This is a genomic window from Acidaminococcus hominis (genome assembly GCF_022484025.1).
Lineage (GTDB): Bacteria > Bacillota > Negativicutes > Acidaminococcales > Acidaminococcaceae > Acidaminococcus > Acidaminococcus hominis.
This window is the reverse complement of the sequence record NZ_JAKVMG010000001.1, coordinates 304,239-329,165: the sequence shown is the minus strand read 5'-3', so window position 1 is coordinate 329,165 and position 24,927 is coordinate 304,239. Positions and strand designations below refer to the sequence as shown.

Sequence of the window (24,927 nt, the reverse complement as noted above, 5' to 3'; positions counted from 1 at the left end):
CTGTCAACCGTATTTCTTATTTTTTGTTTTTGATTTCATCCAACAGTTTGGCCGTGAAAGCATCTACGTCCATAGCCCCTTGGTCCCCTTCGCTGCGGCTGCGGACGGAAACCGTGTTGCTTTCCACTTCCTTCTCGCCGATAACCAGCATATAAGGAACCTTCTTGACCTGGGCTTCCCGGATCTTGTAGCCAATCTTTTCATTCCGGTCATCCAGATGTACCCGTACGTTCAGGGCCAGCAGCTTGTCCGTTACCTTCTTGGCGTAGTCATTGTACTTGTCCGTAATGGGCATTACCCGAACCTGTTCCGGAGCCAGCCAAGCCGGGAAAGCACCGGCATAGTTTTCAATCAGGATACCAATGAAGCGTTCAATGGACCCATACACCACTCTGTGGATCATAACCGGACGATGTTTTTGCCCGTCTTCGCCAGTATAGGTCAGATCGAATTTTTCCGGCAGCAGCATATCCAGCTGGATGGTGCCGCACTGCCAGGTCCGGCCAATGGAATCCTTCAGATGGAAGTCGATCTTGGGGCCGTAGAAAGCGCCGTCGCCTTCATTGATGGTGTACTTCAGGCCGAAGTCGTCCATGGCTTTTTTCAGGGCGCCGGTGGTCATTTCCCAGGTAGCGTCGTCACCCATGGAGTTGTCCGGACGGGTGGACAGTTCTGCATGGTAGGTCAGGCCGAAGGTAGCGTATACTTCGTCAAACAGCCGGATGGTTTCTTGGATAACGCTTTCAATCTGGCTGGGCATCATGAAGATATGGGCATCATCCTGGGTGAAGCAGCGTACCCGGAACAGGCCGTGCAGGGCACCGGACAGTTCATGGCGGTGTACCAGGCCCAATTCGCCCACCCGCAGGGGCAGTTCCTTGTAGGAGTGGGGCGTGTTGGCGTAAACCAGCATGCCGCCGGGGCAGTTCATGGGTTTAATGGCGTAATCCTGGTCATCAATCTTGGTGAAATACATATTTTCCTTGTAATGATCCCAGTGACCGGAGGTTTCCCACAGCTGCCGGTTCATGATCATAGGAGTCATAACTTCCTGATAGCCATATTTTCTATGAACTTCTCTCCAGTAATCAATCAGCGTATTGCGGATGATCATGCCGTTGGGCAGGAAGAACGGGAAGCCGGGGCCGTAATCGCTGAGCATGAAGATACCCAGTTCCTTGCCCAGTTTCCGGTGGTCGCGCTTGGCAGCTTCTTCCATCATATGCAGGTATTCTTCCAGTTCTTCTTTGGTGGCAAAAGCCGTACCATAAATACGCTGGAGCATCTTGTTGTGTTCATCGCCGCGCCAGTAGGCACCAGCAATGCTCATAAGCTTGAACGCCTTTACACGGCCCGTGGAGGGGCAATGCGGGCCGGCACACAGGTCGGTGAAGTCGCCCTGGGTATAGGTGCTGATAACGGCATCTTTCGGCAGGTCTTCAATCAGTTCCACCTTGTAGGGTTCATCTTCTGCCTTGAATTTGGCCAAAGCTTCTTCCCGGGGCAATTCATTGCGCACCAGAGGATAGTTGGCTTTGATGATTTTGCCCATTTCTTTTTCAATGGCAGCCAAATCTTCCGGCGTAAAAACGTGTTCACTGTCCAGGTCATAGTAGAAGCCTTTGTCAATGGCAGGGCCAATGGCAAACTTCGTGCCCGGGAACAGATGCTGAATGGCCTGGGCCATGACATGGGAAGCCGTATGGCGAATGGCATGGAGGCCTTCTTCAGAATCCGGAGTAACGAATTCCACCTGGGCATCGTGGTCCAGGGTATCGCTCAAATCTTTGTTGACACCGTCAACCTTGGCCAGCAGGGCTTGTTTGCCCAGTTTCTGGGACAGGCTCTTGGCAATGGACAGCAAGCTGCTGCCTGCTTCAACTTCTTTTACACTGCCATCCAGCAGTTTTACTTGAATCATTGACATGATAGTTCCTCCTCTATTCTTAGCCAGGCAAAACAAAAAACCCGTCCCTGTAATAGGGACGGGCCTAAGCTCGCGGTTCCACCCTGATTGGTTCGACAATACGAACCCTCTCGGACCCTTTAACGCAGGATTACGATCTGGCTTACTATTGGTTCAGCAGATGGTTTGAAGGTGGTTACCTGCCACTTATCCGGGTCGGTTCTCAGCATTCCGACTTCTCTGTACAGCATCTATGACAGCTTGTCCTTCGCATTACCTTTGGCTTTTGAAATTGGCTTAATTATACCACGGGAGAAAATATTGTCAACCCCGGAGAACCATTTTCCAAAAATAATCCCCTACGGGAAGCTTTTTGGAATAAAATGTAACATTTCATACATAGAAAGTACAATCTAAAAAAATGCTGAAAATTCTACTGCCTTCCAGTTGCCCCTACGCCCCCCACTCTGCTACAATCCATCTTATAAAGGGGGAGTTCAAATGGATCGTTCTGATACTATGCATACCATGTATGACAAAAAGGGCCCTGTGGTGGCCAAGAATTTTGAAAAACGGGGCTTTGCAGCCTATTACTGTCCCACCCAGGAAGAAGCTCTGTCCAAGGCCATTTCTCTGATTCCAGCCACGGATGTGGTTTCCTGGGGCGGCACCGTTTCTGCCACCCAAATCGGCCTGCTTGACTACGTAAAGGCCCACAACAAGGTGATTGACCGGGATACCGCCAAAAATCCTGCGGAAAAATGGGAGCTGATGCGCCAGGCCCTGCTCTGCGACACCTACATTATGGGCAGCAACGCCGCCACCGAAGACGGCCAGCTGTTTAACGTGGACAACAACGGCAACCGGGTAGCCGCCCTGTGTTTTGGTCCCAACCAGGTTCTGGTCATTTTGGGCATGAATAAATTTGCCCCCACCCTGGAAGCCGCCATTGCCCGGGCCCGTTCTGTGGCTGCCCCCATCAACACCCAGCGCTTTGCCATCAAAACACCCTGTCTGGTCAATGGCATGTGTGCCGATTGCCTGAGCCCCGACAGCATCTGCAACCAGTTGGTCCACACCCGCCGCAACGGCGGCCCCAAAGGCCGGATCAAAGTGATTCTGGTAGGAGAAAATCTGGGCTATTGAAGCCAAAATCCTATAAAAGGCTGTCCGTACTTGGGCAGCCTTTTTTGATTTTCCAGCTTGGTGAATTGGAGACTTCCTGATTTTCCGCTTTTTCCCGGGGTCTCACAAGGCGCCGGCTTTTACCCAAAATTAGCCCCTCAGAAGGCTGTTTATCTCTTCGTTGGCCAGTTCTTGCGCCTGCTGCCGTCTCCAATTCAGTTCCCGCGCATACTCCTGCTCGTCCAGCCCTTCCGGAATGTCCCGTTTCAGGATTTCCAGGGTCTCCTGTTCCCGTTCTTCCACATCGTCAAGGAATTTCTCCAGACTGGCCTGGGGATGTTTCAGCTCTTTTAAGAGTCTCGGATTATAATCCTTCAGGTCCTCAATCAACGCTTTCGCTCTGCTGCTGTTTTTACCCATTTCTCTCGCCTCCAAATTGTCTAAAATACCATTTCGTTTATTTCAAGCCTGGAAATTTCAGGTTTAAAATAAATTTTTATAGAAAAAGCCGATTCCCCAATCCCCATACCTACCCTACATCCACATTTCTTTTTGAAGCAATCACATGTTCCACCTTATGTAGAGCAGCCATTAAGACACTCATATAGCGTCTTGTAATATGTTTCATAGTCTACAGAATCCGGTAGTCCGGAAACGCCGCCGTCCCCAGTCTCAAGAATTTTCCAATTTCCATCTTCTAACTCGGCATAATCCACGGTGTAGTAATTGCTGCCCAGCCTGCGATAGTGGTCAATCAGCTTCTGCGGAGGCCTTGGGGTAGCTGTTCCTTGGCCCGAATTGCGACTGATTGATGCCGGTATATGGTTGATGTAAAACACTCGATATTCGTTTGTATGATTTTCATACCGTTTTAGCGGGAGGTACTCTTTAATACAGATACCGCCTGTCAGCAGGTCTCCCCGGTACTTGTAAAATTCTCCCATCCAATAATCAAACTCCTGCTGAGTTACCGCTGCATCAAAATATTTGGGGAACTTTGTTCCCTTAACTGACTTCACATAGTCTTTCACCATGAAGCGGGAGAACTGTTTCTGAAGCTCAGCCACTGGAATCTCCGCATGAAGTGGATAAATCAGCATTTTCGCTGTATCTGCCTCCACGTATGGATACACATTGGGAAAAGTATGCAGCAACTTATATTGTTCCGGACTGGTAATTAATTGGATATTCTCCTTCAGCAGCAGGTTATAAAATTTTTCATATTGCTCCGGTTTCATCATCCACCCCCTGTAAACCGCCCTTGTAAGCTCTGCGGGAGCAGTGGATAGAATCAGTCTGCCTTCCTCAAACCAGGCATCATACCCAAATAAAGTCGCTCGAAACAATCCAGTACCCAATGCTGCCAGGTACTCCTCTCGCAATTCCTCATCTACTTTCTTAGGGTCAAAATAACTGGAAGGAAAAATAAGCATACTCACCAACGCCATCACTACCTTTTTTCTTATATAAAACCTCCTGCATTCGGTGCCTGCGCTATACAGATTTTGTCGCTTCTTGGCAAAGTATCAAATCCCTCCTGTCTTTACTTCAAAATTGCCAAAGCCAGTGCAATCAGAGATATTGCCAGTGCCAGATAAGAAATATATTTGTCCATGTTTCTCCCCCCTCCTCATACGATTCATACCACAGCCCGTAATCACCCTAAGCCCTATTGCCATTACGCTTTTGCCGTGTATATTCATAAGCAGCATCATACCGCAAGCCATTATCACCAGGATACGGCTTATCGTGCTTTATTTCTTCCCACCAAATTTTCTTAGGGATTCCCTCAGGAAAAGCATCACAATAAGGACGGCCTATCATGTCTTCCCTTGGATAAACAGCATAATGTTTGCACGTCATACATTTACATATTGGAAACATAAACAAGACCTTGCCTCTTGAATAAGATCTGATTCTTTCACAGCTAGCCACACTGTAAAACGTTTGCAGTTTTTAAAATCCCTCCAGTTTTTCTTCTCCCTTCAGTATAGCAGATGTCCTGGTCAAAAAAGCTCCCAGAAGTTTTGCTGTCGTTTTCTTCCCGGCTGCCCAGTACAATTTGAACCAAACAAAAAAGGAGCCCCTCGCAGGGACTCCCTTCTTGTTGCTTATTTCTTCGGTTCACCATACAGCCGGTTCATTCCTTCCCGGGTCACCAGCCAAATCCGGCCAGCCTTTCTGGCTTCGGTTGGCAAAAACCGGGGAGCATTTCCTTTATACCCCGTACATGCCTGCTGCACCGTAACAGGAGATTTTCCCCAAATTTCCGCTGCTTCCGCAGCTGTCATCACCTCATCCAGCAACATTCCATTCACCCCCAAAATGTATCTATGCTCTTATTATGCCCGTTTGCAGGCATATCGTCAAATGGTTCCCGCGCAGTATAAGCAACAACAGCTACTGCAACAATTACCCGAAATAGGGGCTTAATCAAGCTCTCTTATTGATTTTATTTCAGAAGGGTAAAAAGTGAATCCCTTATTTTCAATTCCTGGTACGTCTAAAACTATAAATTCATCTTCATCATCTTCTATTTCACCAGCTGGATAGTAACCGGACACGTGACCTTTCCAACTCTTTTCGTCCACGTCGATTATTTCCACGTTTCGGCCTAAATATTCATATATGTTTTTCATTATCGTTCCACCCGCCTTGATACGACATGAGTTTCTGTCTTTGGGTAGTAAATTGTAAACCCTTTTGTTCCTGCTTCTCGTTGTTATGTAAGGCAAACTACCTACTACCGTGTCTTCTATAACCTCTTCGATTCTATCCTCCGTTATTACTATGCAAAATTTATTCAATTCCATGGAAATTATTAACTAATTTTTATACTTCATCTATAAAAATCGTCAGCTTATTTTTCTTCTCTCACTAAAGGCGGGTGCGTTTTCAAATACTCTTTTTTTATTTTTTCTTGTCTAGCCATTGCCTCTGCAAGTAGTCCGTCTTCATCTTCCACGATTTCAAATTTCCCGTACAGTCCTTCTTTATCAAGGGATTGCGGCCTTAACATGTAGTAAAGATAATCTTCCTCTGACTCATCAATTACGCGAATGAAAGGTGGTTCAATTCCTACCACATCATAAATCACATTAGATTTTAATAAAGTAACACCTAAATCCGGACCTACATAACGCACTTTTCCAACAATTTTTTTCTTCACGGCACATCACCTTCTCTTAATACTTTTGATTTAAATCAAACATTGAATTTCATATTAGCATTTCTGTACCAATGAAGGGCAAATAAATAGGCATCAGATTTTATTACTCCAATACATGCAGAATCAATGAAACACAATCTTTTTCGCCTGCGGTATTAAAAAGTACTCTGCCAAAACAGAAGAGCTTTTAGCTGCCTGGCAACAACGCTGCCGCCGAGATAACGATTATGGCACACGTTAAATCCGTTCTTAGTCTTCATCGTCATAGCCCAAAGTTTTCTGCGTATACTCGGTCTGCTCAAAAGTCAACGCATCACCCTGACTTATAACAATCAAGGCAATAGGCAGGGGGGCATTCAGATCGTAATTTGGAGGGGTATCAGCAAGAACGAAATAATCATCTGGTCCAAAACTCTTTCTTGCTGCTCTAAATTTTTTGACGGAAAGATGATGTTCGGCACAATATTTTTCAATCTCCGGTATTCGTTTTTCCCAATACTTAACATCTGACATCGAAATCATCCCTTCTCATAAATTTTATACAGGCATAAAGCGTACCCTGCCAAAACAGAAGTGCTTTTACCTGCCCAGCAGCGACGCTGCCGCCGAAATAATGGTTGCAGCACCCTTCACTCCATTTTTAGTCTTCATCATCATTGCCCAAAGTTTTCTGCGTATACTCGGTCTGCTCAAAAGTCAACGCATCACCTTGACTTCTAACAATCAATGCAGGAGGCAGGGGAGCATTCACATCGTAATTGGGAGGAGTATCAGCAAGAACGCAATAATCATCTGGCCCAAAACACTTTCTTGCGGCTCTAAATTTTTTGACGGAAAGATGATGTTCGGCACAATATTTTTCAATCTCCGGTATTCGTTTATTCCAATACTTCAGTACAGACATCGAAATCCCTCCTTCCAATAAAGATTATATCGGCCTTGTGAACTATAGCTGATGCCACTTCATTGATAAATCGAGTTCTAATATGTAAAACAGCCCCTGCTGGTCAACTACTGACTGAACTATAGTGCTATTATTGATAAACACTGGAAACCTTATGGGTACGAATTGGCCCCTTCAGTATTTCGCTCACATCCTAGAGCATAACAGGGGACTACAAGGCTCTTGTCTAATGTGAGCCATACAACAGCCGTCCAAAGAGAAATTACCTTGGTGCGTAGCTGCTTTGGATACGGTGAACTGCTAAGGAGTTATCAGCCAGCACGGCTGACTGAGGAAGTTTATTTTCATTTTTTCACAGCCTCTATAACTCAACATTTTCTATTTCTGAAGATATTTCCGACAGGCTTTTACCATCAAAAAATGGTTTGTTCATAACTTCCTCAATGCTTTTCATTGTTTCGTATTTATCACCATACCACACGTCGAATTCATGTGCTGAAAATGGGTCTACCCCACAATGAATACCCTTGTAATCAAAGAGTACGTGTGTAAATAAAGAACTGATTCTATCTTTTAAGATTTGGCTGTTCATAATATATCCACACCCTCCTTTCTTTCCTCATCGGCCAATTATCTTGTTGTTTTTCCAACAATTTCTTTATTCTCATTGCCGATATATCTCACCCTTTTGGAAGCAGTCTTTCTTGTGTTGTTCTATTGTCACTTTTATGGTCTTCAATTTCTTCTTTAGTATATTCATCTCTTGAATTCAAAAAACCGTGTTCCTAAACATCGACTCCTGTCGATCTTTTAAATTTTTCCAGTTGGCATCAGCTCCTTTACAGAGATTATATTCTGCCTTTGACTGCTCCTCAGTTGATTGCTGTGCCCTGGTTGTTGCAGTGCTAGTGAACTTATAAACTTTCTTCTCTTTGCTCTTCTAATATCAGTATAGCAGAAAGTATGGGTAAAAGAACGGTCAGTTCCTGCAGCAAGCTGTGTGCAATTCCACTTTTTGAGGGAAACCTGAAATGGCCTGTGTGCAAAATATGTGCACTTTTGGCAGGATACTCCTCCGCGCCCCTTTTCCGCAAACAAAAAAGAACCGCAGCCAGCCTTATTCAGGCTTGCTGCGGTTCTTGCTAAACCGTCACGGTTTCAATCCGAAAGATGGTGGAGATGAGGGGAGTCGAACCCCTGTCCGAAAGCATTGTCATGCAACTTTCTCCGAGCGCATCCGTCATACTTTATTTCGCAGCCTCATCGCCTAACGGCGGGCTAATCAGCTGCTATCTCGATGGGTTTCCCCACAGGCCTCCGAGAATTGGTCCATGGGTATCCTGCAAGTGTCGTCTGCTCTTCTTCAGCAGGAATGAAGAAGGGAGACGTTAGCATTTAAGCTGCTAAAGCGTAAGAATCGTCTGCGTTTATAACGCGTTTCCACCGTTTAATGGGGTTGATGGAATCCCAGCTCGCTTATCACACCACATCTACCCCCGTCGAAACCGGTACATCCCCAAGGGTATTTGTAACAATTTATTATAGCAGGGAATTTCCTATTTTGTAAAGCTGATAAAATTCCCTGCCCAGTCTAAAAGAAGACCTGCCGCAGCAGGTCTTCTTCCATTCCTAGTTAAGTTTACTGGCTTTGTTTTTGCAGGAATGCCCGAATGGGGCCAAAGCCTTCAATCTTGGACAGTTCCTCGCCGCTCTTTACCAGCAAGGTGGGTGCGCTTTGCACCTGGTATTTCTCTGCCAGTTCAGGATGTTCTTCCGCGAAGATTTCCCGGAAATCAGCTCCCTTGGCTTTCAGTTCCTGTACCGCCCGCTTGCAGTTGGGGCAGGTATGGGTACCAAAGAGAATCCAGTTGCTTTGGGCCGTGCTGGGAGCCTGTTCTTCCTTTACCATAAATACAGGGCGTTCTGCCTTACTGGGTTCTGCTTTGTGCAGGTAGGAATGGGCCAGGTCATAAACCTTCCGGTCCTTGAATTCCTGTACCTTGCCGTCGTTCCAGTTCTGAATCGGCCGATAGTACCCGGTGATCCGGCTGTAGACTTCGGTTTTTCCGCCGCAGTACGGGCAGGTGTATTGCTCGCCGTCCAAATAGCCGTGCTCCTTGCAGATGGAATAGGTAGGAGACAGGGTGAAATAGGGCAGCTTGTAGTTTTCGGCAATCTTCTTCACAAGGGCGGCAGAGGATTTCCAATCCGGCAGTTTCTCGCCCAAGAAGGCGTGGAAAACGGTACCGGAAGTGTACAGGGTCTGCAGTTCATCCTGGACGTCCAGGGCGGAGAAGATATCTTCGGTGTAGCCCACAGGCAGGTGGGAAGAGTTGGTATAGTACGGGGTACCGTGTTCGTTGGCGGTAATGATGTCAGGATATTGTTCCTTGTCATGCTTGGCCAGCCGATAGGTGGTGGATTCTGCCGGGGTTGCTTCCAGGTTGTACAGGTCGCCGTACTGTTCCTGGTAGTCTCTCAGGCGCTCCCGCATGTGCAGCAGCACTTCCTTGGCAAACTTCTGGGTTTCCGGATGGGTCAGGTCTTTCCGGAGCCAGTTGGCGTTCAGGCCTACTTCGTTCATACCAATCAGGCCAATGGTGGAGAAGTGGTTGTTGAAGGTGCCCAGGTACCGTTTGGTATAGGGGTACAGGCCGGCCTCCAGGAGTTTGGTGATGACCGTTCTCTTGGTTTTCAGGCTCCGGGCGGCAATATCCATCATATGGTCCAGACGGCCATAGAAGTCCTTTTCGTCCTTGGCCAGGTAGGCAATCCGGGGCAGGTTGATGGTGACAACCCCTACGGAACCGGTGGATTCCCCGGAACCGAAGAAGCCGCCGGACTTCTTTCTCAGTTCCCGCAGGTCCAGGCGCAGACGGCAGCACATGCTGCGGACGTCGCTGGGTTTCATGTCGGAGTTGATATAGTTGGAGAAGTACGGGGTACCGTATTTGGCGGTCATTTCAAACAGCAGCCGGTTGTTTTCCGTGTCGCTCCAGTCAAAGTCCTTGGTGATGGAGTACGTGGGAATGGGATACTGGAAGCCGCGGCCGTTGGCGTCCCCTTCAATCATGTTTTCGATAAAGGCCTTGTTGACCATATCCATTTCGGCTTTGCAGTCGCCGTAGGTAAAGTCGCATTCTTTGCCGCCTACAATGGCCGGCACGTCCTTCAGGTCCTCGGGAACCGTCCAGTCCAGAGTAATGTTGGAGAACGGTGACTGGGTGCCCCACCGGGAGGGAGTGTTCACGCCGTAAATAAAGGATTGGATGCATTGCTTCACTTCTTTGTAGGACAGGTGGTCCACTTTTACAAAGGGTGCCAGGTAGGTGTCAAAGGAAGAGAACGCCTGGGCTCCTGCCCATTCATTCTGCATAATCCCCAGGAAGTTTACCATCTGGTTGCACAGGGTGGACAGGTGGCTGGCCGGGGAAGAAGTAATCTTGCCGGGGATGCCGCCCAGGCCTTCCTGGATCAGCTGTTTCAGGCTCCAGCCGGCGCAGTAGCCGGTGAGCATGGACAGGTCGTGGATGTGCATGGCAGCGCTCTTGTGGGCATCCGCCACTTCCTTGTCATAAATTTCGTTGAGCCAATAGTTGGCTGTAATGGCACCGGAGTTGGACAGGATCAGACCGCCTACAGAATAGGTCACAGTGGAATTTTCCTTTACCCGCCAGTCGTTGACTTTCAGGTAGTTGTCCACCAGGTCCTTGTAGTTCAGCAAAGCGGAGTTCACGTTGCGAACCTGTTCTCTTTGTTTCCGGTACAGGATATACGCCTTGGCCACATCAGCATAGCCCGCATCGGACAGGATTTTTTCCACGCTGTCCTGGATGCTTTCCACACCAATCAGGTCGTTTTTGATCTTAGGGTCAAAGTCAGCTGTCACCTGCAGAGCCATCATATTGATAATACTGGGATGATAGTTCTTATGCAGTGCCTCAAAGGCCTTTGTAATTGCCTTACTGATTTTGGCAATTTCGAAGTCTACGATTTTGCCATCCCTTTTTACCACCGAATACATGGCTGATTCCCTCTTTCATTTCGATTTCGCAATTTCTGTGTGCTTGTTTATTCTACCCCGTTTCCCGGGTGTTGTCAATATGATGTATTGTTTATTTTAATAAATACTATATATAGTATGTTTACGCTTTTTAACAATTTTTCACGGAAATCTCCCAAAGCCCCAGTACATGGGTTCTCTCCCGTTCTGAGTGTAAGGTCAGGTCCCTGGAAAAAAGAAATTTTGCGTTCCTCTTGACCTGTATCTTGTGTCAAGAGGAAAATTTTCCGAATTTTTTCAAAAACACCTGTCCAAGCAGCATAAACAAATATTCGCTGTCTAAAAATAATTTCACAAAAGTCAAGCAGCCAGCGGTTGTCCGCCAGCTGCTCCGCCAGGTTCCTGCTAAACGCCCCGGAGTGCCACCTTGTCCGCCACCGGCCGCAGCAATTGCGCATAGGCTTCCAGTTCTTCTTTGGTGGGAGCAGAAAGGCCGGCAAAGGGTACCGTATCCCGGTCCTGGAAGGCCTGGAGGTAGTAGGCGGGAATCTTCCTGCCGTAGGCCTCTACCAGGGGCAAAAACGCCTTCTGCAGTTCCTGAAACCGTTCCTTGGTATGCAGCTGTGCCACAGTGGTGGTACGCAGCTCAAAGGCCGTTTTATGAGAAAAGAGCAGCCGCAGGCTCTGCCAAATCAGGTCCAAGGGCACCTGCTCCACCCCACTGGCTGCAGCATAGCCCTGGGGAGAATTCTTGATGTCCATGGCCACGTAGTCTACCAGCTTTTTGTCCAGCAGTTCCTGCAGCACCGCTGGATAGCAGCCATTGGTATCCAGTTTGGTCAGATACCCCAGTTGTTTCAGCTCTCCCAAAAAATCTGCCAGGTCCGGCTGCATACAGGGTTCTCCCCCGGAAACCACCACACCGTCCAAAATGCCCTGTCGCTTTCTTAAATACTCCAGGATATCTGGGATATGAAGGGCCGGGATTTGGGCGTCCAGAAGCTCACTATTGTGGCAATAGGGGCATCTCAGGTTGCAGCCGCCGGTAAACAGGGTGCAAGCCACCTTATCCGGATAATCCACCAGACTGAGTTTTTGCCAGCCCGCAATGAACATATGCCATGCCTCCTTCAAAATTTCCTGCTGCGTGTCAGACGGGCCTAAGTCCAGCCCAGCCTGCCGCGCTGCTTTGGCAAAAGGCTCCTGCCCAGACAGGAAAGCCCTTCGCCCGTTGTTTAATACTGTGCCGGACCACATTGCCAGTTCCGGCACATAACCTTCCCTATGATACCACAAATCGGACCCTTTGCTGCAGCTTTTCCGAAATCCTCAGTTTTTCTTATAGTTCTACAAGCTAGCAATCTTGTGTACATAATACAATATGCATAATTATTTTTCTATGTCGGTATTTTTGGAATATTCATTCATTAAGTAATTCAATCATAATTTGTGGTTTGCAAAAAAGCCGCGCGGGTCACCTGCCAGGCACTCCCGCAGCCCAGCCAAACGTCTCCCATTCCCGGCCCCGCGAAAGTACCTGGCGCGCCCCCGGGGAACCCTCCAGACAAATACCCAGCCTGTGCAGTTTACTGCCGGCTTCCCCTTCTCCCCAGGTTCCAACGTAAAAAAGCAGCCATTCCGGAAAACCGGAATGGCTGCTTGGCAGGCCTTCTGGAGCAAACCCAAGACTGCGAAACTGGCCAGATTACATCAGGCCGTGAGCAAAGTTCAGGAACCAGGTGATGATCACTGCGTTGGTGATATTGCTCAAGAAACCGCCGATAACGGGCACTACGAAGAATGCCAGTTTGGAGTATCTGTAGGTATCGCAGACGGTGGTCATGGTGGTCATGGATACAGGCACAGCGCCCAGACCGAAACCAGTATGGCCAACGGAGATGATAGCTGCATCGTAATCCTTGCCCATCAGCGGGAAGTCTACCAGGTAGCAGTAGAAGATGATGAACACAGCTTGTGCCATGCACAGGATGAACAGCTGCAGGCCCAAACCGGACAGCTGCCACAGTTTCATGGAGATGATGGACATAGCTACGAACAGACCCAGGGAGAAGTCGCTGACGGTGTCAATGCCTTCGTACAGACGGTCATGGTTGCCAGGTTTGGAATCGTAGTACAGACGTACCAGAATACCACCCAACATGCAGCATACGTGAATCGGGAAGTTGATGGAGAAGTGTTTCAGGATTACCATGAAAACGTCACCAACGCCCAGAGCCAGCATCATCAGGAACATAGCTTGAATAACGTCCCCTTTGTAGATGGCTAAACCAGTAGCATTACCAGTTTCTTCAGCAGACAGGCCCTTACCATCTTGGGAAGGATCTTCCAGGTGATGTCTTCTGATAATGAAACGGCCGAACGGACCACCGATGATGGAACCGGAAATCAGGCCGAAGGTAGCAGCTGCAATAGCTACTTCCAGGGCAGCCGGAGCGCCCATGTTAACAGCTACCGGAGCAAAAGCAGCAGCGTTGCCGTGACCACCGGTCATAGGAATGGAACCGGTCATCATAGAAATCAGCGGCGGAACGTGCAGAACTTGGCCCAGGCCAATGGCCAGAGCGTTCTGCAGGGCTGCCAGGACGGCTGCGGAAATGCAGAACAGGACAACATACTTACCACCGGTTTTCAGCAGGGACAAGCTTGCTGCAGCACCGGAAGCCGCGAAGAAGATACAGTAGAACAGGTTGTTGGCTACTTTGTAATCGAAGTTCAGTTCACAAACGCCAAATTCATACAGTGCCAAAGAAATGATTGCAAAAATCGTACCGCCTACTACAGCACCGGGCAGACAATATTTCTTCAGGATGGAGAACTTGCTTCTCAGCCAGTTACCAAACCAGATAGACAATACAGCCAAAGCCAGTGTGTGGAACATGGATAATTTGATTACCATAGGTCCCATAAAATAATACCCCCTCTAATAATAAAAACCCTCTTTGGAAAATCATGTAGCGCTCCAGTTGCATGACTTTCTCTTGAGGGTTATTGTATCATGTTGCATATGAAATTTCAATGCAATTATCAGAAGATTTGCACCTATAATTTTTTCTTAATGATTCTGTAATGGTGTACTTTTCAAACAATGGGATCAATCTGGCCCTTTTGTTTCATTTCTTCCGCTTCTGCCCGCAGCCGCTGGATTCTTTGCTCCGTGGACGGATGGGTGCTGAACAGGGCCTTGGCATCCCGGGCACTAAAAGGCGAGATAATAAACATATGGGCTGTAGCTTCCGTAGCCCGGGGCATGGTACGCATATAGGCGTAGCCGTCAATCTTTTCCAGGGCGTCCGCCAGGGCGTCAGGATCTCCGCAGAGCTCACCCCCGGTATGGTCCGCCATATATTCCCGGGTCCGGGAAATGGCCAGTTGGATAATGGCTGCTGCCAAAGGTGTCAGCACCAGAATCAGGATGGCCCCCAGCGGGTTTCTCCGGTCATCGTCCCGGCTGCCGCCGAACCAATAGGCAAAACGGGCCAGCAGGGAAATCACCCCGGCCATGCCGGCCGCAATGGTGCTGATCAGGATATCGTTGTGTTTGACATGGCTCATTTCGTGGCCCAGAACGCCGGCGATTTCCCGGGGTTCCAGGGTTTCCATTAGGCCCGTGGTCACGCAGACCGCTGCGTGTTCCGGGTTTCGGCCGGTAGCAAAGGCGTTGGGCAGAGCCGTATCCACCACGTACACTTTGGGCATGGGCAGTCCAGCCCGCTCAGCCAAACGGGCTACAATGCCGTAGAGCATGGGGGCACTTTGGGCGTCCACCGGTTTGGCCCGATACTGGGCAATGACCATTTTGTCACTGAACCAATACATCAGTACGTTGGACAACAGGGAAAAAGCCAGCATAAAGGTCATGCCGCTGGTTCCTCCCACATAATCACCAATCAAAAGCATCAGGGCTGTCAGAAAGCCCATGAGCAGGGTCGTTTTCAGCATTGCAGATTCCTCCTATTGCAAAAGGTCCGTTACCGGGACCAGGGTAATGCCGGAAGTCTTTACTGCGGCTTCGCTGCGCCGCCAGGCCTCCGCCGTGTTGGGGCGGGCGTGGCAGATGACAATCATGGCTCCGTAGCGGTCCGCGTCTTTGATGGCTTCCGCAATTCGCTCCTGAATGGCCGCAATATCGCTGCTGTTATCCAGGAACATACTATTATGCCCCGTAAGAATCCCTTCCTGCCGGGCAATTTTTTCTGCCACCGAAGTACTGATGGTCCGGCTGTCCACAAAGAACAGGCCGTCCCCGCCAATAACCTTCAGCGCCGCCCGAATGGTAGGCCCATCGGAGGTGGCTTTGGAACCCTGGTGGTTGTTGACCCCCTGGATTCCTGGCAGGCTGTCGATGGCTTCGCGGGTATAATTTTGGATTTGTTCAGCGGTCATCCCCACCCGTACAGCCCGGGTCTCAGAACTGCCGCCGCTGACAGGTTCCATGGGCAGGTGCAGCATGGCAATGTGCCCGCTGCCCTTAATGATGGACAGGGCCTCACTGCTGTTGGGTTTAAAGGGAATCACGGCATAACTAAACGGAAAAGGCAGGCTGGTCAGGGTCCGTACCGGATCCAGGGCGTAGCCGCAGTCGTCGATAATGACGGCCAGTTTCCCGTGATATTTTTGACCGGACAGCGCTGCCAGGGGACCTTCCTCCCTTGTAGCGGAAGAAGGCGAAGCCTTTTGCTGGGGCTCCGTCTTCTTGGCCGGTGGTTTTTCGGTTTTGGTTTCCGGGGTTTTCTCTGACGGGTGCAGATTCTTTTTCACGGTATCGGTAATGGTTTTGGCCGCAGAGCCAGGAACCGTCTCCGTTCCTCGCCCTGTGGCTGCATACACCATTCCCACCAGGACGGCACATACGGCCAGTCCCAGCAGCCAGCGGAAGGGACCCCGTTTCCCCCGCTGGCTTCTTCTGGTGGCTCTTTTTTTCATAATCTGTCCTTTACGCTCTGGGGTGTGCCTTGTCGTACACAGCCTTCAGGCGGTTGTTGGTCAAATGGGTATAAATCTGGGTAGTGGAAATATCCGCATGTCCCAGAAGTTCCTGCACCGTACGCAGATCCGCTCCGTTGTCCAGCATATGGGTGGCAAAGGAGTGGCGCAGGATATGGGGCGTCAGGGACTTGTTGATGCCAGCCTGCTGCCCGTAGGTTTTGATGATCTGCCAGAAACGCTGCCGCGTCATGCCGGTACCCCGCACCGTCAGAAACAGCAGATCACATTCCCGGCCCGCCTTCAGAAAATGAGGACGCACCCGGTTGATGTACTCTTCCAAATAGGACACAGCATATTTCCCCAAAGGAATAAGCCGTTCCTTAGAGCCCTTGCCATAGGCAATGACGTAATGGGTCTGCAGATTTACGCTGGAGACCGTCAGGCTCAGCAATTCTGTGACCCGCATGCCGGTGGCGTACATGACCTCCAGCATGGTCCGGTCCCGAAAGCCCTCGTTTTGGCTCAGGTTGGGCTGGGCAAACAAACGCTTTACTTCGTCCAGGCTCAGGACCTTGGGCAGCAACATACCGCGGCTGCCAGCCTCTACCACTTCCGACGGGTCATCCTTGATGTAGCCTTCCGTTACCATAAAACGGAAAAACGACTTCAGGGCGGCCAGTTTCCGGGCGGAAGAAGTAGCTGCATAGTTTTCAGCTTTCAGCACCTGCAAATATTGGACGATATCATCCCGGGTAATTTCCGAGAGGCTTTTCTTGGTCCAGGTTGCAAACAGGCGCAAATCTCTGCCGTAGGACTCTCTGGTATTTACCGAGAGCCCCAACTCTACGGTCAGATAGTCCAGAAAGGTTTCGATCTCTTTTTCCAGCTTGTTTTTTAGTGTCACCCTAATCATTTCCTTTTTTTAGGACTAAGACAGGTTCTGCCTCCAAGGGTGCGATGGTAGAAATAGCGTGCTTATAGATCAGCTGCTGTTTTCCCTCGGACTCCATGATGACAGTAAAGTTGTCAAATCCCCATACTTTTCCTCTTACTTGAAAGCCGTTCAGCAGATAGATCACAATGGACCGTTTCTCACTTCTGACTTTGTTCAAAAAGCTGTCCTGTAAATTTAGCGGTTTGCTGGTGGTTGTTGTCATAATTCTTTACTCCCCTTAGTAAAAGTTCTTTTGGTGCAAGTCCTCCATCATTTCTTTGATGCAAGCCTCATAACAGGGTGGTTCTGTCAGTTCAAACCAATGGATATAGGGCATTTTCTTGTACCAGGTAATCTGCCGTTTGGCAAAGTTGCGGGTGGCCTGCTTGATTTTGTCAATGCATTCCTGCCTGCTCCACTCCCCATCAAAATAGCGCAGGACCTGTCTGTAGCCAATGCTCTTCATAGATTGGGCATCCCCCTCGACGCCTTCCTCCAGAAGTGCCTTGGTTTCCTCAAACAAACCCTGTTCCACCATGATGTCAACCCGGCGGTTAATCCGCTGGTACAAAATTTCCCTGGGCATAATCAAGCCATAGACAGCGGCTTCATAGGGGCTTTCCGGGGCCCTTTCCACCGAAACCCTGTCTCCGCCCAGTATGGTTTCTACACTTCTTATTATACGCCTTCTGTCGTTAATCTTCAATTGTGCAGCGGCTTGTGGATCAAGTTCTTTTAAGCGCTGGTAAAGGGCTGCATTGCCGTTATGTTCGGCAAACTCCTCTAATTCCCGGCGTAGCTTGGCAGATTCATCCACCGAAGAAAATTCGTACTTCTCCAGCAGTGCCTTGATGTAGAGCCCAGTTCCCCCTACAATAATGGGCATCTTGCCCCTGGCCTGGCAATCTCTAATCAGGGCATCGGCCTGCTGCTGAAAATCCACCACCGAATATTTTTCATTGGGTTCCAAAATATCAATAAGATGGTGGGGCACCAGGGCCAGTTCTTCCGGCGTAGGCTTAGCCGTAGCTACATTCATCCGGTGGAAAACGCACATGGAATCCCCGGAAATGATTTCTCCATCCAGCTCCTGGGCTAAACGGATGCCACAGTGGCTTTTGCCGGTAGCCGTAGGGCCGGTGATAACAATCACCTTGGGTTTAGTTTCCATGATTCCTCCTGACAATTCCGTATTTTACCTTGCTGTAGCGGCCGCCCTGGATTTCCTGGGCACCCAGGTTTTCCAATACTTCCCGGAAGCGCTCCTTGATCACTACCCGAGGTGCCACCCGCAGAGCCTCCTCCACGATTTCCCGGTCCAAAGGGTGCTTGTAGGAAGCTGGCCGCAGGGAAGTCATGCTGGAGGAACCCTCCACCGGCCGCTGGAACATGGGGTCCAGGTACACCACCGTAAAAGAATTGTCCGGCAGCTGCCGCAAAAGTTCTTTCGTAATACCGTGACGTACCTCTATCCGCCGCAGGGCTGCCAAAAAGTCAGATTCTCCTTCACTGTAGTTTTTAAGACCCAGGGAGGTCATTTTGTAGATAACCGGGGAAGCCTCCGTTCCCAGCACATACCCGGTAGGTCCTACCAAAAAGGACGCCACCGCTGCGTCCGCCCCCAGGCCCAGAGTCCCATCAAAGAACCGATCTCCGGGCTTTAACTGGCAGGCTCGCGCCAGATGGTCCGGCTCCCCTCTTTTAATCACTTTGATGCGGAGCATGGCCATGCCGGGATGGTAGCGCATAACCCCCTGCTCCGTATACACCTGGGGTCCCAGCCGGGTGGCTGCCAATAAGGCCTTCAGCCCGTACCGGCGGAGCATTTCTTCCAGGCCCCCTTCCCTCTCCAGGAAGGGCAGGTGCAGCTCTTTGGCCCAGGCCTGGGCTTCCAGCACCTGGTCCGTGCCGCCTTTGCGGCCCACTGTTACTGCATAGTCCACAGCTGCCTCCTTACGTCCGTTTGAACATATGGTACAGCTCCTGGCTGGTCAGTTTGATCATGCAGGGCCGTCCATGGGGACAGGTAAAGGGGTGCTCCGTATTGAGCAGTTCCAGGATTACCTGGCGCATCTGCCGGATATTCAGGATTTCTCCCGCCCGGATGGCGCTGTGGCAGGCGGCGTAATGCAGCACTTCCTCCCGCAGGTCGCTGGGCCGGATGGTTTTGTTTTCCGACAGAAGCTTCAAAATATCGTCGATAAAGCCCTCCGCCTGGCTGCCTTCCACATCGGCGGGCAGGGCGGACACCCGGAGTACCGTTTCCCCAGCGGGCTCCGCATCCACCCCCAGCTTCAGAAATTCTTCCCGGTATTCTTCCACTGCATCCACATCCTGTTTGGTAACGTTGAGAAACAGGGGAATCAGGAGCTGCTGGCTGGGAATTTCCTGCTGCTGCCGAATAAACCGGTCGTACATAATCCGCTCATGGGCAGCGTGCTGGTCAATCAGGTACAAAGCCGTTTCCGACTGGGCGATGATAAATACCCGGTCCACCTGGCCCAGGGGCCAGATGACGTCCACGCCGGAAGTCCCTTGGGGCAGTGCTTCCCCGGGCTCTCCCTGGCTTTGGGCCAAAGGTGCTTCGTAGGCGCTGGGAAGGGGCTGGCTGCTATTGGTTGCATACTCGTCCCGACGCTGGGCCGCATAAAGATTTTCCCGTTCCTCCTGGGTCACGTCCGGCGTTTTCCACACCTGCTGGCCAAAAGCCGGGTTCTTGGGGAAGGAACTAGAAGCAAAGGTGCTGCTGCCAAAGGACTGGTTCCGGCCTTCCCGTCCCCGGTCTCCCCCGGTAAACAGCGGAGCTTCTTCCTTCACCAGGCCCACATGGGCTGGCTGGGGTTCCTCGGCTAACGCCGGCATGGCTGCCGCCAGGGTATTTCCTGCTTCCGGCCGTCCGGCCATGGGCTGGGTCAGCGCCTTGCACAGGGCATGGTATACGGCCCGGTACACCGCCGACTCGTCCCCAAACTTGATTTCACTTTTTTGGGGATGGACGTTGATATCGATACTATGGGTATCCACCAGGATATTCAGCACGGCAAACGGAAAGCCTGCCTTGGGAATTTGGGACTGGTAGGCGTGGTCAATGGCCTTGCTGACCATCCGGTTGTTGATGGAGCGGCCGTTGACAAACAGGGTCTGCCAGGTCCGGGTTCCTTTAAGCAGCGTAGGCCGGCTGATATAGCCCTTTACCTGGATGCCGTCCTGCTCATGGTCCACGGTCAGCAGCTGCTTGGTCACTTCCCCACCGTACAGGGCACTGATGGTATCTGCCACGTCCCCGCTGCCCGGGGTGTTGATCACTTCCTTGTCATTATGGGTCAAGGTAAAATGCACATCCGGCCGGGACAGGGCCATGTGGGTAATCACTTCGGAGATATAGCGGCCTTCGGTGTTTACCGTCCGGAGGAATTTCCGCCGAGCGGGCACATTGTAGAACAGGTCCTTTACCGTTATGGTGGTGCCCACATCACAGCCCATGGGCTCTACCTCCATATTTTCTCCTCCGTCCAGGGTCAGCGAGGTGCCAAATTCGGCACCGGGCTCCCGGGTGAGCAGAGAAAAATGGGAAACGGACGCAATGCTGGGCAGGGCTTCCCCCCGAAAGCCCAAGGTATGCAGGGTCAGCAAATCATCCGCTTTGAGAATTTTACTGGTAGCATGACGCAACACAGCCATCCGGGCATTTTCCTCGTCCATGCCGGAGCCATTGTCCTTGACCCGGATAAATTCCGTGCCGCCAGCAAATATGGTCACGTCAATCTGGTCCGCCCCAGCGTCCAGTGCGTTTTCCACCAGTTCCTTTACTACCGAAGCCGGCTTTTCTACTACTTCACCGGCAGCAATCTGGTTGGAAGTGGTTTGGTCCAACAGATTTATTTTTTTGCTCAATAGGTTTTACCTCCCTCCCGTTTGGCTTCTTCCTGAAGCTTATAGAGTGTATTAAGCGCCTCCAGGGGCGTCATGGTCATTACATCCAGGCTGCACAGGGTTTCCCGCAGGGCGTCCCCAAACAAACTGGGCTCCGCCGCCTGCTGGGCAGGGGCAGGCTCAGGGGCTGCTTTGGTCTTACTGGGAGCAGGCGCCGCCGTGGGCAGCCCGCTCTTGGCGTATTCTGCCAGCAGTTCATCCGCCCGCTTTACCACCGCATCCGGCAGCCCTGCCAGCTTGGCTACATGAATCCCGTAGCTCCGGTCCGTGCCCCCCGGCACAATCCGGCGCAGGAACAGGACCTCCCGGCCCTTTTCCTTTACCGCTACGGAGTAGTTCTTGATGCCCGCTTCCTGGTCTTCCAGTTCAATCAGTTCGTGGTAATGGGTGGCGAACAAGGTTTTGGCCTTAATCTTTTCGTTAATGAATTCCACCACCGCCCGGGCAATGCTCATGCCGTCGTAGGTGCTGGTACCCCGGCCTACTTCGTCCAGGATAATCAGGCTGCGGCTGGTAGCGTACTTCAGAATATTGGCCACTTCGTTCATTTCCACCATAAAGGTGCTCTGGCCGGTGGCCAGGTCGTCGCTGGCCCCTACCCGGGTAAAGATACGGTCCACCGGGCAGATATCCGCCTCCCGGGCGGGAATAAAGCTGCCCATTTGGGCCATCAAAGTCAGCAGTGCCACCTGGCGCATATAGGTGGATTTACCGGCCATGTTGGGGCCCGTCAGGATAATCAGCCGCTCATCGGTGTTGTTCAGGTGCACGTCGTTGGGCACAAACAGCTCCCGTTCCAGCAGTTTTTCCACCACCGGATGCCGGCCGTCCTTAATCTGGATTTCCTGCCGGTCGTTGAGCCGGGGGCACACATAGCTGCCCTTAAAGGCTGCCATGGCAAGGGAATACAGCACGTCCAGTTCCCCAATGGCCCGGGCCGTTTCCTGGATTTCCACCAGGTGGTCCCGAATCTCCTGGCGAATCTCGTTGAACAGGTAGTATTCCAGCTGCTGGATTTTTTCCTTGGCGCTGAGAATCTTGTTTTCAAATTCCTTCAGCTCCGGCACAATGTACCGTTCCCCGTTGACCAGGGTCTGCTTCCGGACGAAGTTGTCCGGCACCTGGGAAACCATGCCCTTGGACACTTCGATATAGTAGCCGAACACCTTGTTGAACCCTACCTTCAGTGTCCGGATGCCGGTTTCTTCCTTGATTTTCTGCTCGAAATTCTGCATCCAGGCATTGTTGTTTTCCGCAATGTCGTGGAGTTCGTCCAGCTCAGCATTAAAACCCGTACGGATCATGCCGCCGTCCCGCAGGGAAAAAGGCGGCTCGTCCACAATGCCCCGTTCCAGTACGTCCAGAATATCGCTGTGGAGAGCAATGCGCCGGTTCAGGACCCTCAAAAGGCCGTCCGGGTGGGTTCCCAGCCATTTTTTAATTTGGGGCAATTCCCTAAGGGCCGCTCTCAGCGCCGCCATATCCCGGGCATTGGCAGAACCCACTTCCAGCCGGGAAAGAATCCGTTCCAGGTCGGTGATTTCCTTCAGGCTATCCCCCAACCCGTTCCGGAACTTCACATCTTCCACCAGGGTGCCGATGGCCTGCTGGCGCTGGCGGATTTTTGCCACGTCAAGAAGGGGAGCTTCCACCCACTGGCGCAGCTGCCGGGCTCCCATGGCAGTCTGGGTATAGTCCAGCACATCCAAAAGGGTCCCATGCCGGGAGCCGTCCCGCATATTCTTCACCAGTTCCAGGTTACGGATGGCAGTGGCATCAAGCGCCATCACCTGGTCCGTGGTAATCTCCTGAAGCTGGTTGATTTGGGCCAGGTCGCTTTTTACATTTCCGTGGATATATTGCAGCATGGCTTCCACGGTCCGGTGCACCAAGGGGCGCTTCAGGGCCGGGTTGTCGCTGCCGAAATGCTGACTGAAATAATCCAGCCCCGGCGCCGGGTCAAAATGGTTCAGCATACAGTCCGGCAGCTTCTGCTGGAGCTTGTCCAGCAGGGACTGGAAGGCTTCATTGTCTTCCGTCAGCACCAGTTCAGCCGGCTGCAGCCGGTACAGCTGGTCCAGCACCGCTTCCTCCCGGTTCTTGCCCCCGGCAATATACCAGGCACATTCCCCAGTGGAAACGTCTGCAAAGGCCAAACAATAGTTGTCCTGGTCCTGGGTCAGGCAGGCCAGGTATTGGTTATGATTTTCTTCCAGCACCGCATCACTGAGCACCGTTCCCGGTGTCAGAATCTTGGTGACCTCCCGTTTTACAATGCCAACGGCTTTTTTCGGGTCTTCCATCTGGTCGCAAATGGCAATCTTGTAGCCTTTTTTGATCAATTTGGCCAGGTAGCTGTCCACGGAATGGAAAGGCACGCCGCACATGGGCATGGCATCACTGCCCCCGGCCCGTTTGGTCAGGGTCAGGTTCAGTTCCCGGGACGCCGTAATGGCATCGTCAAAAAACAGTTCGTAAAAGTCACCCAGGCGGAAGAACAGCAGCTCGCCCTGATGTTCTTCCTTGATTTTCAGATACTGCTGGACCATGGGTGTATAAGTGGTCATAATTCTGCACGTCCTTTGAGCAGCCAGGTTTGGGCTTTTTCAATGGTCACCGGCACCACGTCCCCGGGGTTGAAAATTCTATCCCCTACGGGCCACAGCACCAGCTTGTTGCCGTCCGTACGGCCGCTCCACATTTGTTTGTTGTTATGGCTTAGACCCTCCACCATAATGGGCAGGGTCTTCCCCACCAGTTCTTGGTTGTGTTTCAGTCTGTGTTTGTTTTGCAGCTCCATCAGCCGGTTCAGCCGGTCCTTCTTCACCGCTTCCGGCACCTGGTCTTCCATGGCAGCAGCCGGCGTTCCGGACCGCTTGGAATAGATGAAGGTGTAGGCTGCATCGTAGCGGACTTCGTCAAAGAGGCTCATAGTCTGGGCAAAGTCCTCTTCCGTTTCCCCGGGGAACCCCACAATAATGTCCGTGGTCAGCACCGCATTGGGTACATAGCTGCGGATGCGCCGCACCAGTTCCAGGTAGGATTCCCGGGTATAGCCCCGGTTCATGGCCTGCATAATCCGGGTGCTGCCGCTTTGCACGGGAATATGGAAATGCTTGCACACGTGGCGGCTTTCGGCCACAGCCTTGATCAGTTCCTCGCTCATATCACGGGGATGGCTGGTCATATAGCGGACCCGTTCCACTCCGGGAATCCGGTCCACCTGGCGCAGCAGCTGGGCAAAGGCATTGGCCTCACCCCGGTCCTTGCCATAGGAGTTTACGTTCTGGCCCAAAAGGGTAAATTCCCTGTAGCCCAGGGCTACGGCCTTTCTGATTTCCTCACAGATGGCTTCCGCACTGCGGCTCCGTTCCCGGCCCCGAACATAAGGTACGATGCAGTAGGTGCAGAAGTTGTTGCAGCCGTACATAATGGGCACCCAGGCCGCGTATTCGCTTTTCCGGACAAAATGGCCTTCAAACTCCTGGGGCATAATAGTCAGGTCGTTGTAGATACCTGCTTTCCGGTTCTTTTCCGCCAGATATTCCTGCAAAATGGCCTTGAATTTGTTCACATGGGCCGTGCCGATGAGCAGGTCCACCTGGGGATAGGTCTTGAGAAAGTCTTCCCCATCCTTTTGGGCCATGCAGCCTGTGACGCAGAGCACCTTGTGGGGATCCTTGGCCTTTACGGCCTTCATCTCGCCGATTTTTCCCAGGATCTTCTTCTCTGCACTTTCCCGGACACAGCAGGTGTTGATCAGAATCACGTCTGCTTCATGAAAGTCTTCTGTATAATGATAGCCCAGGTCGGACAATTGCCCGGCGTAATGCTCAGAATCGCTTTCATTCATCTGGCAGCCGTAATTGAGAATGGTATACGTTTTATTCATGGTCATGCAGGTTCTCCTCTAATTTAATCGTGATATTTTATTGTACCATGTTTGCTGGTTCCGGGGCAAACGGTTGACCTGCCGTCCCAACGGAAAAAGGACCGACTGGAACCA

The 24,927-nt window shown here is 51.2% G+C and carries 22 protein-coding genes, 1 other RNA gene and 1 other annotated feature; of the genes, 1 reads left to right on the top strand and 22 read right to left on the bottom strand.

Features of this window, described 5'->3' with window-relative positions:
- Positions 1–16 precede the first annotated feature (16 nt).
- Positions 17–1,921: a threonine--tRNA ligase gene (gene thrS / locus LKE88_RS01570; protein WP_369125318.1), complete on the bottom strand. Its 1,905-nt coding sequence runs from the start codon at positions 1,919–1,921 to the stop codon at positions 17–19.
- Between the two features lie 57 nt (positions 1,922–1,978).
- Positions 1,979–2,189, bottom strand: a binding site (T-box leader).
- A gap of 218 nt (positions 2,190–2,407) precedes the next feature.
- Between thrS and LKE88_RS01565 the strand changes: the two genes are divergently transcribed.
- Positions 2,408–3,052 (top strand): lactate utilization protein, encoded by a 645-nt coding sequence (locus tag LKE88_RS01565; RefSeq protein WP_105325625.1) that lies wholly within the window; start codon positions 2,408–2,410, stop codon positions 3,050–3,052.
- 129 nt (positions 3,053–3,181) lie between these two features.
- Here LKE88_RS01565 and LKE88_RS01560 read toward each other — a convergent pair whose 3' ends face one another.
- The 21 genes from LKE88_RS01560 to miaB all read right to left on the bottom strand — a co-directional run bounded on the left by LKE88_RS01560 (position 3,182) and on the right by miaB (position 24,813).
- On the bottom strand, positions 3,182–3,451 hold the full coding sequence (locus LKE88_RS01560; RefSeq protein ID WP_105325626.1) for a hypothetical protein: 270 nt from the start codon (positions 3,449–3,451) through the stop codon (positions 3,182–3,184).
- 155 nt (positions 3,452–3,606) lie between these two features.
- The gene (locus LKE88_RS01555) at positions 3,607–4,479 is read right to left on the bottom strand and encodes an ATP-grasp domain-containing protein (protein WP_231085844.1); all 873 of its coding nucleotides are present in this window, start codon (positions 4,477–4,479) and stop codon (positions 3,607–3,609) included.
- 663 nt (positions 4,480–5,142) lie between these two features.
- Positions 5,143–5,340 carry a helix-turn-helix domain-containing protein gene (locus LKE88_RS01550; protein ID WP_105325628.1) on the bottom strand — a complete coding sequence of 66 codons (198 nt, stop codon included), beginning with the start codon at positions 5,338–5,340 and terminating at the stop codon, positions 5,143–5,145.
- 120 nt (positions 5,341–5,460) lie between these two features.
- Positions 5,461–5,844: a hypothetical protein gene (locus LKE88_RS01545; RefSeq protein WP_105325629.1), complete on the bottom strand. Its 384-nt coding sequence runs from the start codon at positions 5,842–5,844 to the stop codon at positions 5,461–5,463.
- Between the two features lie 47 nt (positions 5,845–5,891).
- Positions 5,892–6,200: a hypothetical protein gene (locus tag LKE88_RS01540; RefSeq protein ID WP_270440619.1), complete on the bottom strand. Its 309-nt coding sequence runs from the start codon at positions 6,198–6,200 to the stop codon at positions 5,892–5,894.
- A 249-nt stretch (positions 6,201–6,449) separates the two neighbouring features.
- Positions 6,450–6,713, bottom strand: a complete 264-nt coding sequence (locus LKE88_RS01535) for a hypothetical protein (protein WP_105325631.1) — start codon at positions 6,711–6,713, stop codon at positions 6,450–6,452.
- A 127-nt stretch (positions 6,714–6,840) separates the two neighbouring features.
- Positions 6,841–7,104, bottom strand: a complete 264-nt coding sequence (locus LKE88_RS01530; protein ID WP_105325632.1) for a hypothetical protein — start codon at positions 7,102–7,104, stop codon at positions 6,841–6,843.
- Positions 7,105–7,465: 361 nt separating this feature from the next.
- Positions 7,466–7,696 carry a hypothetical protein gene (locus LKE88_RS01525; RefSeq protein ID WP_105325633.1) on the bottom strand — a complete coding sequence of 77 codons (231 nt, stop codon included), beginning with the start codon at positions 7,694–7,696 and terminating at the stop codon, positions 7,466–7,468.
- A 579-nt stretch (positions 7,697–8,275) separates the two neighbouring features.
- Positions 8,276–8,622: a transfer-messenger RNA gene (ssrA, locus tag LKE88_RS01520) on the bottom strand.
- 121 nt (positions 8,623–8,743) lie between these two features.
- Positions 8,744–11,128 (bottom strand): ribonucleoside triphosphate reductase, encoded by a 2,385-nt coding sequence (locus LKE88_RS01515; RefSeq protein ID WP_118286684.1) that lies wholly within the window; start codon positions 11,126–11,128, stop codon positions 8,744–8,746.
- A gap of 384 nt (positions 11,129–11,512) precedes the next feature.
- On the bottom strand, positions 11,513–12,223 hold the full coding sequence (locus LKE88_RS01510; RefSeq protein ID WP_270440612.1) for an anaerobic ribonucleoside-triphosphate reductase activating protein: 711 nt from the start codon (positions 12,221–12,223) through the stop codon (positions 11,513–11,515).
- A gap of 589 nt (positions 12,224–12,812) precedes the next feature.
- The gene (locus tag LKE88_RS01505; protein WP_276802489.1) at positions 12,813–14,033 is read right to left on the bottom strand and encodes a sodium/glutamate symporter; all 1,221 of its coding nucleotides are present in this window, start codon (positions 14,031–14,033) and stop codon (positions 12,813–12,815) included.
- Between the two features lie 173 nt (positions 14,034–14,206).
- Entirely contained in the window at positions 14,207–15,067 is an 861-nt protein-coding gene (gene htpX / locus LKE88_RS01500) for a zinc metalloprotease HtpX (protein ID WP_276802488.1), read from the bottom strand.
- A gap of 12 nt (positions 15,068–15,079) precedes the next feature.
- Entirely contained in the window at positions 15,080–16,051 is a 972-nt protein-coding gene (locus LKE88_RS01495) for a divergent polysaccharide deacetylase family protein (RefSeq protein ID WP_105325638.1), read from the bottom strand.
- A gap of 10 nt (positions 16,052–16,061) precedes the next feature.
- A complete protein-coding gene (gene xerD / locus LKE88_RS01490; RefSeq protein WP_199614435.1) occupies positions 16,062–16,967 on the bottom strand; it encodes a site-specific tyrosine recombinase XerD in 906 nt (301 codons plus the stop codon).
- On the bottom strand, positions 16,960–17,211 hold the full coding sequence (gene hfq / locus LKE88_RS01485; protein ID WP_105325640.1) for an RNA chaperone Hfq: 252 nt from the start codon (positions 17,209–17,211) through the stop codon (positions 16,960–16,962). Before hfq ends, xerD begins: the two co-directional genes overlap by 8 nt.
- A gap of 15 nt (positions 17,212–17,226) precedes the next feature.
- Complete coding sequence (miaA, locus tag LKE88_RS01480; RefSeq protein ID WP_270440601.1) at positions 17,227–18,159, bottom strand: tRNA (adenosine(37)-N6)-dimethylallyltransferase MiaA; 933 nt, start codon at positions 18,157–18,159, stop codon at positions 17,227–17,229.
- Complete coding sequence (locus LKE88_RS01475) at positions 18,149–18,931, bottom strand: class I SAM-dependent methyltransferase (protein ID WP_276802485.1); 783 nt, start codon at positions 18,929–18,931, stop codon at positions 18,149–18,151. The genes miaA and LKE88_RS01475 overlap by 11 nt, the downstream gene beginning before the upstream one ends.
- A 10-nt stretch (positions 18,932–18,941) precedes the next feature.
- A complete protein-coding gene (gene mutL, locus LKE88_RS01470; RefSeq protein WP_276802483.1) occupies positions 18,942–20,882 on the bottom strand; it encodes a DNA mismatch repair endonuclease MutL in 1,941 nt (646 codons plus the stop codon).
- Entirely contained in the window at positions 20,879–23,488 is a 2,610-nt protein-coding gene (gene mutS / locus LKE88_RS01465; RefSeq protein WP_276802482.1) for a DNA mismatch repair protein MutS, read from the bottom strand. The genes mutL and mutS overlap by 4 nt, the downstream gene beginning before the upstream one ends.
- On the bottom strand, positions 23,485–24,813 hold the full coding sequence (gene miaB, locus LKE88_RS01460; protein WP_423767617.1) for a tRNA (N6-isopentenyl adenosine(37)-C2)-methylthiotransferase MiaB: 1,329 nt from the start codon (positions 24,811–24,813) through the stop codon (positions 23,485–23,487). Before miaB ends, mutS begins: the two co-directional genes overlap by 4 nt.
- Between the last annotated feature and the right edge of the window lie 114 nt (positions 24,814–24,927).